Source organism: Sulfitobacter sp. 1A15299 (assembly GCF_043556915.1).
In the GTDB taxonomy this organism is placed as follows: domain Bacteria; phylum Pseudomonadota; class Alphaproteobacteria; order Rhodobacterales; family Rhodobacteraceae; genus Sulfitobacter.
Map to the genome: position 1 here is coordinate 1 of NZ_JBIFFJ010000007.1, position 12029 is coordinate 12029.

Here is a 12029-nt window from a genome sequence, read left to right on the forward strand (position 1 = left end):
ACCGATGCCCAAAGGTCTTCCTCTCAGCCATCGCTCTCGCCGCCACTGTCATCTACTGGCTATGAGTCCTGAGCCTAAGGCCGCGATCTGCCGCGCCGCGCGCTTCGCATTGGCGGGGCTGCCGAAGACACCGACCTGCACATAGCCCGCCTTGGTGCTGGGCTGCGCCGCCGGGGCCGAGCGGCTGGAATAGACGGGCGCTGTCTTGATCGGACGGGCATCCCGGTGGATCGGCGCGGCATTGCGGTAGCGCAGCACCCGTTTTACCACTTGGCCATCCCGCTCGACAATCTTGACCCGCCCCAGTTTACGGCGCTGTGTCTCGATATCGAGATAAGGATAGATCAGCGGCACTTTGGCGGTCACGTCTTCGCCGGTGGCCTTGTTCACCAAACGGCGCGGCACGGTCTGGGTCCAGACCAATAGCATGTCGGCGCGGCCTTCCAAGGTTTGCTCGGCCCGGTGCGGGTTCAGACGGTCGTCTTCCCAAACCTTTCGGTATCCTTTCGGGACTTTCACATTGGTGGTGTTCACCCGGTTGATCGCCACATGTTTCGGCACGATCCGCGTCTGCGTGCCCACCGCGCGGGCGGGTTTGGCGCTGACCACCGGGGCGGCCACGGCGGCAGGGGCCACGATCCGCGCGGGTGCGGCGGCAACGCCGGGCATCACGCCCGCGCTGCGGTAGGGCTGCGGTGCGGTGCCGCGCTGCGGGCTCGAAGGGGCAAGACGCCCAGTTACAATCGGCTCCGCCTGCGGACCGCAGCGCACGCTATAGCCATCCCCGCGCCGCATGTAGCGCTGCGACAGGGGCGACGCGCCGGGACACGCGGTGACGAAGCCAGCCGGTGCCGGGGCGGCCAGTGCGACGGGTTTGCTGGGCACCACGGGCACGGGGCGCGGCGCGGTCTCGCGCACGACCTTGGGGACAGTGCTCCGGGCCGGGGCTGGCGCGACACGGCGCACCACCTTCTGCGGCGCGGGCCGGGCCACGGGGGCTTTCGGTTTCGCCTTCGGCGCGGGCGCTTCGGCGACACGGGCGGGGGGCCTCTTGGCCGGGGCGGGGTCGACCTTGGGCTGCGCCGCCTCGACCTTGGCCTCTGTCACTGTCACGCCATTCGTGGGCTGGAACCCGCAGATTTGCTGGCGCGCGCGGCTCATCCGGGGCACCCATGACACATTGCCGTCGATGCCCGCGCGGATGAACACACATCCCGCGCTGTCGACATATTGCTTGCCCTTGTAAGAGGACGGCGGAAACTCTGCCGGTTGGCTGCGGCTGTCCTGCGCTTGGGTCTGCGATCCGCCGATACCCAAGGCCGCGACGATCATCGCCATGGCAATACTTCTGGTAAGTGTCATCTAATGCCCCCACACTATCTGGTAGAACGATGCATCAGCGCGCGGCCTGAGTAAAGCACCGCGCGCCGATTAGCGAAACTTACCCGATCACTTGGTGCCGAACATCCGGTCGCCCGCATCGCCCAGACCGGGGATGATATAGCCCTTTTCGTTCAGCGCCTCATCCAGCGAGGCCGTGACGATGCGCACATCCGGATGCGCGGCTTTCATCGTGGCGACCCCCTCGGGCGAAGCCAGCAGGCAAAGGAAGATGATATTGGTGGCGCCTGCCTCTTTCAGCAGATTGATCGCCGCGACCGAGGAGTTGCCGGTGGCCAGCATCGGGTCCACGGCGATGACCAAACGGTCTTCCATCGCCTCGGGCACTTTGAAGTAATACTGCACCGGCTGGAGGGTCTCTTCGTCACGGTAGAGACCGACAAAGCCGACCCGCGCCGAGGGGATCAATTCGAGCACCCCATCCATCAGCCCGTTGCCCGCCCGCAGGATCGAGATCAGCGCCAGTTTCTTGCCGTCGAGCGTTGGCGCGTCCATCTCTTGCATCGGGGTCTCGACCCGTTTGGTCGTCATCGGCAGGCCGCGCGTCACCTCATAGGCCAGAAGCTGGCTGATCTCGCGTAGCAACTGCCGGAAGGCGGCGGTCGAGGTGGCTTTGTCGCGCATGATGGTCAGCTTGTGCTGCACCAACGGATGGTCGACGATCGTCAGGTGATTGGGGGTATCGGTCATGCGGCAGGCTCCTTTATTTGCCCTGCTTCTAGCCGCACAAGCGCCTCGCTCGCAAGCAAAGGCTGCGCGGCTAGCGTGGCAATTCTACCCCCAGATGCCCGGCGACGAAGGCTGCGACATCGGTAAAGCCGATCTGCCCCAATGCCCCTGCCCCGGTCCCCGCAACCAGCACCGGCACCCTTTCGCGGGTGTGATCGCTGCCTGCCCATGTCGGATCATTGCCATGGTCCGCCGTCACGACCAACATGTCGCCCGTCCGCAGCGCGGCGATCACCTTGCCGATCTCGGCGTCGAACCACTCCAACGCGCGGGCATAGCCCGAGACATCGCGGCGGTGGCCGTAAAGGCTGTCGAACTCCACGAAATTGGCGAAGGTCAGGCTGCCGTCTTCGGCTTCATCCACCAGATCATGCAGATGGTCCATCAGCTTGGCATCCGGCCCTTTGCGCAGCTCGTCGATGCCCTGCATGGTAAAGATATCGCCGATCTTTCCCACCGCATAGACCCGCCCTCCGGCGTTCTGCACCCAATTGGTGAGCACTGGTTTCGGCGGGGTGATGGCATAGTCGCGCCGGTTCGCGGTGCGCTGGAATGCGCCCGGTTCGCCAGTGAAGGGCCGCACGATGACACGGCCCACCTTCATCTCATGCAAGCGCGGCGCGATGTCTTGGCAAAGCTTCAAAAGGCGGTCGAGGCCAAAGGTCTCTTCATGCGCGGCGATCTGGAACACGCTGTCGGCAGAGGTATAGCAGATCGGCCAGCCGCTTTCGCAATGCTCCGCCCCAAGCCGTTCGATGATCGCCGTCCCAGAGGCGTGACAATTGCCCAAGATGCCATCGGTGCCCGCCAGCCGCGCGACCTCTGCGATCAGGTCTGCGGGAAAGGCAGGCGTCTCATCCGGGAAATAATGCCATGCCCAAGGCACCGGCAGCCCGGCCAATTCCCAATGGCCCGAGGGGGTGTCTTTGCCCTGCGAAACCTCCGTCGCGGCGCCCCAGCGGCCTTCGGGCGCAGCACCCAGCCCCGGCCCCTCCATCCCGCTGGCAAGCTTCAGCGCGGCCCCCAGACCCAACCGGTCGAGATTGGGCAGGGCCAGCGGCCCGCTGCGCCCCTCTTCGGCCTCTCCCGCCGCACAGGCCTGCGCGATATGGCCCAGCGTATTAGCCCCGGTATCGGGCAGATCACCGTTAAAGAAATCCCCCGCGTCCGGCGCGCCGCCGATGCCGACGGAATCGATCACGACCAAGAATGCACGTCCCATCAGCCGATCCTTTCCAAGATCAAATCCGGCGCTTCAACCGTCCTGTCCCCAAGCGTGATCGCCGCCAGAACCGCCGCCTCTGCCCTATCCGCAGCCGCGTCTCCCGCCGCGTGGATCGTGGCCAAAGGCGCGCCCGCGCAGATCTCTTCGCCCAAGCGCCGCACCTGCGACAGGCCCACCGCCGGGTCGATCTGGTCCGCCTCAACCACCCGTCCCCCGCCGAGATTGACGACCGCCATGCCAAGCGCCGCGCCGTCGATCGTGCTCACGTAGCCGCCGCGCGGCGCGGGTACCGTTCGGATCACCGGGGCTTTGGGCAGAAGGCGCTCCCAGTTTTCGGCGAAATCGGCGGGCGCGCCCATGGCGCTGAGCATCCGGGTGAAACGCTCCAACGCGCGGCCATCGGCGACCGCCGCGCGCAGGGCGTCGGCCCCCGCCTCAGCGGTCGCGGCCAGACCGCCATTGGCAATAAGCCCGCCGCCCAATTCAGCCGCCACATCAAGGATCGGCCCCGTCACCGCCCCAGTGAGCACCCGCATCACCTCGGCCACTTCCAGTGCGTTGCCAATGCTCGGCACCAGCGGCTGGTTCATGTCGCTGATCACCGCCGTCGTCGGGCAACCCGCCGCCGTGGCGGTGCCGCTCAGCGCTTCGGCCAAGGCGCGCGCCTGTGCAAGCTCTTTCATGAAAGCGCCCGAGCCGACCTTCACATCGAGCACCAGACCATCCAGCCCGGCGGCGAGCTTTTTCGACAGGATCGACGCGGTGATCAGATCGAGCGAATCCACGGTCGAGGTCACATCCCGCACCGCGTAAAGCCGCCGGTCCGCCGGGGCGATGTCACCGCTGGCGCTGACGATGGCGCAGCCCACATCCCGCACGACCGCGCGAAACCGCGCCTCATCCAACTGCGTGCTGACGCCGGGGATCGCCTCAAGCTTATCCAGCGTGCCGCCCGTATGCCCCAGCCCCCGGCCCGAGATCATCGGCACGTAAGCGCCGCAAGCCGCAAGCGCCGGGGCAAGGATCAGCGAGACGCAATCGCCCACCCCGCCGGTGGAGTGTTTGTCGAGCACGGGGCCGTCCAAATCCCAGTCCAACACCTGCCCCGAATCGCGCATTGCAAGGGTCAGGGCCACGCGGCCCGGCTGGTCCAAGCCATTGAGGCAGATGCCCATGGCAAAAGCCCCGGCCTGCGCGTCACTGACACGGCCATCGGCCAGCGCCCCGGCCATCCAGGTCAGCGCCTCTGCATCCAATGCCTCACCATGGCGCAGCCGCGCCAGAATGTCCCGCGCGCTCATGCGGTTAACCCTGCATATGGGCGACGCCAAAGGCCCCCGGCAGCAGGTCGCCCATGGTCGTCTGCTGTTCCTTGCCCGCCACGGTGGCCATGGTCACGGGTACATCCCCGCCGGAGAATTCCGCCAATTTCTGTCGGCAGCCGCCGCAGGGCGTCACCGGCATATCGCTGCCCGCCACGACATAGACCTCGGCGATCTCACGCTCGCCTGCCGCCACCATGGCGGCAATCGCGCCCGCCTCGGCGCAGGTGCCCTGCGGGTAAGCGACGTTTTCGACATTGCAGCCACTGAACACCGCCCCCGAGGCGGTGCGGATCGCCGCGCCGACCTTGAAATTCGAATAGGGCGCATGGGCGTTTTCCCGCACCAACACAGCCGCGTCGCGCAAATCAGTCATTAGGCTCTCCCTTTTTTCGGACTATAGAAAATTGCCCCGCCCTGTGCGATGCAAAACCACATGTCACGTCAATCGCCTCTTAAAACCCTTGCAAAATGACCTGCAAGGGCGACGCTGGGGCAAAGCCATCCGGCACCCAGACCGCCCGCCACCAAAAGCCGCTTTGCTTGCGCGCGAAAATTAGTTTAACGCTAAACCATTATTTGGGAGAAGCATAAACGATGTCCGACACCCCCAACCTGCGCCAAGCTGCATTGGATTACCACGAACACCCCCGGCCCGGGAAACTGGAGATCCGCGCGACCAAACCGCTGGCCAATGGCCGCGATCTGGCGCGGGCCTATTCACCGGGCGTGGCCGAAGCCTGCATCGAAATCAAGAACGACCCCGACGCCGCCGCGCGCTATACCTCGCGCGGCAATCTGGTGGCCGTGGTCAGCAATGGCACCGCGGTGCTGGGGCTGGGCAATATCGGCGCGCTGGCCTCGAAACCGGTGATGGAGGGCAAGGCCGTGCTCTTCAAGAAATTCGCCAATATCGACTGTTTCGACATCGAACTCGATCAATCCGACCCCGAGAAACTGGCCGAGATCGTCTGCGCGATGGAGCCGAGCTTTGGTGCGATCAACCTCGAAGACATCAAGGCGCCCGATTGTTTCGTGGTCGAAAAGATTTGCCGCGAGCGCATGAACATCCCCGTTTTCCATGATGATCAGCACGGCACCGCCATCGTCGTCGGTGCGGCGGTCAAGAACGCGCTGCATGTGGCGGGCAAGCGTTTTGAGGACATCAAGATCGTCTCCACCGGCGGCGGGGCTGCGGGCATCGCCTGCCTCAACATGCTACTGAAACTCGGCGTGAAGCGCGAGAACGTCTGGCTCTGCGACATCAACGGGCTGGTTTATGAAGGCCGGACCGAGGACATGAACCCCAGCAAGGCCGAATATGCGCAGACATCCGACCTGCGCACGTTGGACGATGTGATCGACGGGGCCGATCTCTTCCTCGGCCTCTCCGGCCCCAGCGTGCTCTCGCCCGAGATGGTGGCGAAGATGGCCAAGCGCCCGATCATCTTTGCGCTGGCGAACCCCACACCGGAAATTCTGCCCGATGTCGCCCGCGCCGTGGCACCGGATGCGATCATCGCTACAGGGCGCAGCGATTTTCCCAATCAGGTCAACAACGTGCTTTGCTTCCCCTTCATCTTCCGGGGCGCGCTCGATGTGGGTGCGACCACGATCAACGATGAGATGAAGATCGCCTGTATCGACGGTATCGCCGCCCTCGCCCGCGCCACGACGAGCGCGGAGGCGGCAGCGGCCTATCAGGGCGAGCAGCTGACCTTTGGCGCGGAATATCTGATCCCGAAACCCTTCGATCCGCGCCTCATCGGCGTGGTCTCTTCCGCCGTGGCGAAGGCCGCGATGGAGACGGGCGTGGCCGCGCGGCCCATCGAAGACCTCGACGCCTATAAACGCAAACTCGACGGGTCGGTTTTCAAATCGGCGCTGATCATGCGCCCGGTCTTCGAATCCGCCCGCTCCTCCCCCCGCCGTCTGGTCTTTGCCGAGGGTGAAGACGAACGGGTGCTGCGCGCAGCCCAAGCGATCATCGAAGAGACGGTGGAGCGGCCCATCCTCATTGGCCGCCCCGAGGTGATCGAACGGCGCATCGAAAAAGCGGGTCTGAACCTGCAACTGGGCCAAAACGTCGATCTGGTGAACCCCGAGAACGACCCCCGTTACCGCGATTATTGGGAGACCTACCACAGCCTGATGTGCCGCCGCGGCGTCAGCCCTGACATCGCGCGGGCGATCATGCGCACCAACACCACCGCCATCGGCGCGGTCATGGTTCACCGCGGAGAGGCCGACAGCCTGATCTGCGGCACCTTTGGCGAATTTGGCTGGCACCTCAATTACGTCAACCAAGTGCTGGGCCGCGACGGTTTCCGCCCGCATGGCGCGCTTTCGATGATGATCCTCGAAGACGGGCCGCTCTTCATCGCGGATACCCAAGTGAACCTGCACCCCACCCCCGAACAGATCGCCGAGATCGCCATCGGGGCCGCCCGCCACGTCCGGCGCTTTGGAATCGAGCCGAAAGTGGCGCTCTGCTCACAAAGCCAGTTCGGCAATCAGGGCGAAGGGTCGGGCAAACGTCTGCGCGCGGCGCTGCAACTCCTCGACGCGGGAAACCATGATTTCGTCTACGAAGGCGAGATGAACATCGACACCGCGCTGGATGCCGAGTTGCGCGCGCGGCTGCTGCCCTGCAACCGGATGGAAGGGGCCGCCAATGTGCTGGTCTTCGCCCATGCCGATGCCGCCTCGGGCGTACGCAACATCCTGAAAATGAAGGGTGACGGGCTTGAGGTCGGTCCGATCCTGATGGGGATGGGCAACCGGGCGCATATCGTGTCGCCCTCGATCACCGCGCGCGGCCTGCTGAACGTGGGCGCCATCGCGGGCACGCCGGTCGCCCATTACGGCTAAGGCCTGCGCAAAACGCCGCCCCCTTTCGGGGACGGCGTTACATGGTCGAATTTAGGGTTATTTGCGGGACGTGGCGGGCTTGATGTCCGCGACGGAGGACGGGGCCTTGGCGGCGGGTTTTGCCGCGGCCTTGGCTTGCTTCTTCTTATTGCCGATTTTGTCACCCATGGTCGGGCCCTTTGCATGCAAGCGGCGCTGGCATCATGCCGCGCCTATGGGCATCATGGCAAAGTCGTGTTTCGGCGCTGATCCGTTTTCGACCAAGATGTCGCAAATATCGCGCCGCCCCGAAAGGCGGCGCGAAGCCGCTTAGAACCGCCAGGTGAAGGCGCGGCTGACGCCGATGCGCATGGTCCATTGATCCTCTGACCCGGCCTGTGTGATCGGGCTGTCGGCGGCGTCATTCAGCAGACGTTGATAGGCCACGGCCCCTTCCAGCGCCCATGCGTCATCCAAACGGTAGGTCGCCTCGACCTCGACCCCCGCGCCCAGCAGACCGCCACCGGCCTCATAGGCGGCGAAGTTCGTGGTGGCGGTGTCGACGCCGTAATAGGTGTCGGCGTAGGTGTCGTTGCCAAGGCTGAAACGCGGGCCTGCGGTGATGGTCCAGCGCTCATCCGGGCGGAAGATCACATCGGCACCGATGTCGCCGGTCACGCCTTCATGGCCACCAAAGCCACGGCGCACCTTGCCGAAGACCTGCCAGTTCACCTCGCGGTAGACCACGCCAAAGCCCAGTTCGACCGCCGCGTCGATATCCTCAAGCCCCGCAAGCTCCGCGTGATCGGAACTGTCACGCTCGCCCAGATAGCGGAACGCGCCGGTAAAGCCGAAACCGGTCTTGGGCGCTTCGCCGATGTTGGTGCCGATCCTGCGCCCGCCCCATTCCAGCGAACCAAAGGTAAAGGCCAAATCCGGCGTCGCGCGATAGCTGCTGGCGCCCGGATAATCCGGCGCCGCCCCGACACCGCCGCGCAGGGCGAAGTTGAACGAACGATCCTGCGCCACCGCGGGCAGTGCGGCAGCAATGGCAAGGCAGGAGGCAAGAGGCAGGGAAAGGGCGAGGCGCATAGGGGCAGGCTCCGGAAAAAGCGTTGAATTTCTGCGCAATCTAGCATGACGCGCCGCGACTGACAGGAACAATAGCGATCCGCTTGCCGAAATCTTCCTAAGCGGCCAGAGTGACTGGAAATAATTGCGCGTCACCACAGCTATACCCGTCCTGTGGGTTTGCCGCACAGCGCAACAGGAGGAGGAACACCATGGGATATCGCGACACCTACGACCGCTGGAAGGCCGACCCGGAAGCCTATTGGCTTGAACAAGCCGAGGCGATCGACTGGGACATCGCGCCGACGCGCGCGCTGTTTGATCGGGGCGACCATATCTACGAATGGTTCGCGGATGCCAGTGTGAACACCTGCTACAACGCCGTGGACCGCCATGTCGATCAAGGCAATGGCAGCCGCGTGGCGATCATCCATGACAGCCCGATCACCGGCAGCAACTCCACCCTGACCTATGGGGAATTGCAGGCCCATGTCGCCTCGCTCGCCGGGGCGCTCGTGGCCCAAGGGGTCGAAAAAGGCGACCGCGTGGTGATCTATATGCCCATGGTCCCCGAAGCGGTGGAGGCGATGCTGGCCTGCGCACGCATCGGCGCGATCCATTCGGTGGTCTTTGGCGGTTTTGCCTCAAGCGAGTTGGCGGTGCGGATCGACGATTGCAAACCCAAGGTGATCATCGCCGCCTCTTGCGGGGTGGAGCCGTCGCGGGTGGTGGATTACAAACCCCTGCTCGACGGGGCCATCGAACAGGCCAGCCACAAGCCAGACACCTGCATCATCCTGCAACGCGGCCAGAAACCCTGCGAATTGAACCCCGAGCGGGACATTGATTGGTACGCCGCCCAAGACGGCGTGCGCCCGGCTCCTTGCGTGCCCGTGGAGGGGAACCACCCGGCCTATATCCTCTATACATCCGGCACCACCGGCGCGCCCAAGGGCGTGGTGCGGCCCACGGCGGGGCATCTGGTGGCGCTGAACTGGACCATGAAAAACGTCTATAACGTCGAGCCGGGAGAGGTCTTTTGGGCCGCCTCGGACGTGGGATGGGTCGTGGGGCACAGCTATATCTGCTACGCGCCGCTGATCGCGGGCAACACCACCATCGTATTCGAAGGCAAGCCCGTGGGCACCCCCGATGCGGGCACCTTCTGGCGGGTGATCGAGGAACATGGCGTGGCAAGCTTCTTTACCGCCCCCACCGCCATCCGCGCCGTGAAACGCGAAGACCCCGAGGGCAAGGAGATCAAGAAATACGACCTGTCGAGCCTGCGTGCGCTCTATCTCGCGGGGGAGCGGGCCGATCCCGATACTGTCGAATGGGCGCAGGAGAAACTGGGCAAGCCGGTCTACGACCATTGGTGGCAGACCGAGACCGGCTATACCATCGTCGGCAACCCGGCAGGGCTTGAAGCGCTGCCGGTCAAGGTCGGCTCTCCTACCGTGCCGATGCCCGGCTATGACGTGCAAATTCTGGATGAGCGCGGCGATCCCCTGCCCGCCGGAGAGTTGGGCGCCATCGCCATCAAACTGCCCCTGCCCCCCGGCACCCTGCCGGGGCTCTGGAACGCCGAAGACCGCTTTCGCAAATCCTACCTCAGCACCTTCCCCGGCTATTACGAGACTGGCGATGCGGGCCGGATCGACGAGGACGGCTATGTCTGGATCATGGCGCGCACCGATGATGTGATCAACGTCGCGGGGCACCGCCTCTCGACCGGCGCGATGGAAGAGGTCTTGGTCGGTCACCCCGATGTGGCAGAATGCGCCGTTGTGGGGGTGAGCGATGAGCTTAAAGGGCAGATGCCCGTCGGTTTCCTCTGCCTGACCAAGGGTGTCGACCGCCCGCATGAGGAAATCGTCGCCGAATGCGTCACCCGGATGCGCGACCAGATCGGCCCCGTCGCCGCCTTTAAACAGGCCGTGGTGGTGGACCGTCTGCCCAAGACCCGCTCAGGCAAGATCCTGCGCGCGACGATGGTGAAGATCGCCGATGGGGAGGATTTCAAGACCCCCGCCACCATCGACGATCCGGCGATTTTGGACGAAATCCGCACAGCGCTTGAGGGTATCGGCTACCCGCAGGGCTAACCAAGAACCACATGGCGATGGACCTTTGCCTGTCCGGCGCTACAGTTACCCCACAGAAACGCGCGCGCAGACCAGCCCGCGCGTTTTTTACAATTGCGTTGCTTGCGCAAAATATGCGAAGCGCCCCCGGAAATGCCCCCTGGCGGGGCCAACCACGACAGCACATTCAGTGGGTCTTTTCCCTCCCGGAGCTTGCCCTCCGGCCGCGCAGAAAGGTTTTCGACGTGCAGACACCCTATTACCTGATCGACAAGGCCAATCTCCGCGACAATATGGAGAAGATCGCCCGCCTCCGCGCGCTTTCCGGTGCGCGTTGCCTGCTGGCGCTGAAATGCTTCGCCACATGGTCGGTCTTTGAGTTCATGTCCGAATATATGGACGGCTCGACTTCCTCGTCGCTCTATGAGGTGCGACTGGGGGCCGAGAAATTCCCCGGCGAGACCCATGCCTATTCCGTTGCCTATGCCGAACATGAGATCGACGAAGTGCTAAGCCATGCCGACAAGATCATCTTCAACTCCATCGGCCAGCTCGACAAGTTCGATGCGCAATCCGCGGGCCATGTCCGCGGCCTGCGGGTGAACCCCGGCGTTTCCACCTCGGACTTTGATCTCGCCGACCCGGCCCGTCCGTTCAGCCGTCTGGGCGAGCATGAGCCTGCGGCGATCGACGCGGTTGCCGACCGGATCAGCGGGCTGATGTTCCACAACAACTGCGAGAACGACGACTTCGCCCGTTTCGACGAGATGCTGACCCTGATCGAAGACCGCTTCGGCACGGTGCTGCATAAGATGGAGTGGATCAGCCTTGGCGGCGGCATCCATTTCACCGGCGAGGGCTATCCGCTCGACGATCTGGCGCTGCGGCTCAAGGCCTTTGCCGACCGCTTTGGCGTGCAGGTCTATCTGGAGCCCGGCGAGGCCGCGATCACCGGCGCGGCGACGCTGGAGGTCACCGTGCTCGACACGATGTACAACGGCAAGAACCTCGCCATCGTCGACAGTTCCATCGAGGCGCATATGCTGGATCTGCTGATCTACCGCGAGCCGGCGAAGGTCAGCCCTAACGCGGGCGAGCACGAGTGGATGATCTGCGGCAAGTCCTGCCTTGCGGGCGATATCTTCGGTGAATTTCGCTTCGACGCGCCGCTGAAGGCAGGCGACCGGCTCTCGTTTCAGGACGCTGCCGGTTACACGATGGTCAAGAAAAACTGGTTCAACGGCGTCAAGATGCCTGGCATCGCCATCCGCGAGTTGGACGGAACCACCCGAATGGTGCGCGATTTCGACTATGACGATTTCGCCGCCGCCCTGTCGTGACAAGGAA

10 protein-coding genes are annotated in these 12029 nt (G+C 64.3%); 3 read left to right on the forward strand and 7 right to left on the reverse strand.

What is annotated here, in order from left to right; genetic code table 11:
* Positions 1–48: 48 nt before the first annotated feature.
* The 5 genes from ACGYK7_RS09890 to ACGYK7_RS09910 all read right to left on the reverse strand — a co-directional run bounded on the left by ACGYK7_RS09890 (position 49) and on the right by ACGYK7_RS09910 (position 5053).
* Positions 49–1362, reverse strand: coding sequence for an SPOR domain-containing protein (locus ACGYK7_RS09890; RefSeq protein ID WP_394401657.1), 1314 nt, complete (start codon positions 1360–1362; stop codon positions 49–51).
* Positions 1363–1449: 87 nt separating this feature from the next.
* Positions 1450–2091 (reverse strand): uracil phosphoribosyltransferase, encoded by a 642-nt coding sequence (gene upp, locus ACGYK7_RS09895; protein ID WP_394401659.1) that lies wholly within the window; start codon positions 2089–2091, stop codon positions 1450–1452.
* 70 nt (positions 2092–2161) lie between these two features.
* Positions 2162–3352 carry a phosphopentomutase gene (locus tag ACGYK7_RS09900; RefSeq protein WP_394401661.1) on the reverse strand — a complete coding sequence of 397 codons (1191 nt, stop codon included), beginning with the start codon at positions 3350–3352 and terminating at the stop codon, positions 2162–2164.
* Positions 3352–4656, reverse strand: a complete 1305-nt coding sequence (locus ACGYK7_RS09905) for a thymidine phosphorylase (RefSeq protein ID WP_394401662.1) — start codon at positions 4654–4656, stop codon at positions 3352–3354. The genes ACGYK7_RS09900 and ACGYK7_RS09905 overlap by 1 nt, the downstream gene beginning before the upstream one ends.
* A gap of 4 nt (positions 4657–4660) precedes the next feature.
* Positions 4661–5053, reverse strand: coding sequence for a cytidine deaminase (locus ACGYK7_RS09910; RefSeq protein WP_394401665.1), 393 nt, complete (start codon positions 5051–5053; stop codon positions 4661–4663).
* Between the two features lie 221 nt (positions 5054–5274).
* Here ACGYK7_RS09910 and ACGYK7_RS09915 point away from each other — a divergent pair, with 221 nt between their 5' ends.
* Positions 5275–7548 (forward strand): NADP-dependent malic enzyme, encoded by a 2274-nt coding sequence (locus ACGYK7_RS09915; RefSeq protein WP_394401667.1) that lies wholly within the window; start codon positions 5275–5277, stop codon positions 7546–7548.
* Positions 7549–7605: 57 nt separating this feature from the next.
* Here ACGYK7_RS09915 and ACGYK7_RS09920 read toward each other — a convergent pair whose 3' ends face one another.
* On the reverse strand, positions 7606–7716 hold the full coding sequence (locus ACGYK7_RS09920) for a malic enzyme (RefSeq protein ID WP_394401669.1): 111 nt from the start codon (positions 7714–7716) through the stop codon (positions 7606–7608).
* Between the two features lie 141 nt (positions 7717–7857).
* Positions 7858–8619, reverse strand: a complete 762-nt coding sequence (locus ACGYK7_RS09925) for a MipA/OmpV family protein (RefSeq protein ID WP_394401671.1) — start codon at positions 8617–8619, stop codon at positions 7858–7860.
* Between the two features lie 191 nt (positions 8620–8810).
* On the opposite strand from ACGYK7_RS09925, the gene ACGYK7_RS09930 reads away from it, so the two are divergent.
* Both ACGYK7_RS09930 and ACGYK7_RS09935 read left to right on the forward strand, forming a co-directional pair.
* Complete coding sequence (locus ACGYK7_RS09930; RefSeq protein ID WP_394401674.1) at positions 8811–10703, forward strand: propionyl-CoA synthetase; 1893 nt, start codon at positions 8811–8813, stop codon at positions 10701–10703.
* A 224-nt stretch (positions 10704–10927) separates the two neighbouring features.
* A complete protein-coding gene (locus ACGYK7_RS09935) occupies positions 10928–12022 on the forward strand; it encodes a carboxynorspermidine decarboxylase (protein WP_394401677.1) in 1095 nt (364 codons plus the stop codon).
* The last annotated feature ends 7 nt before the right edge of the window (positions 12023–12029 follow it).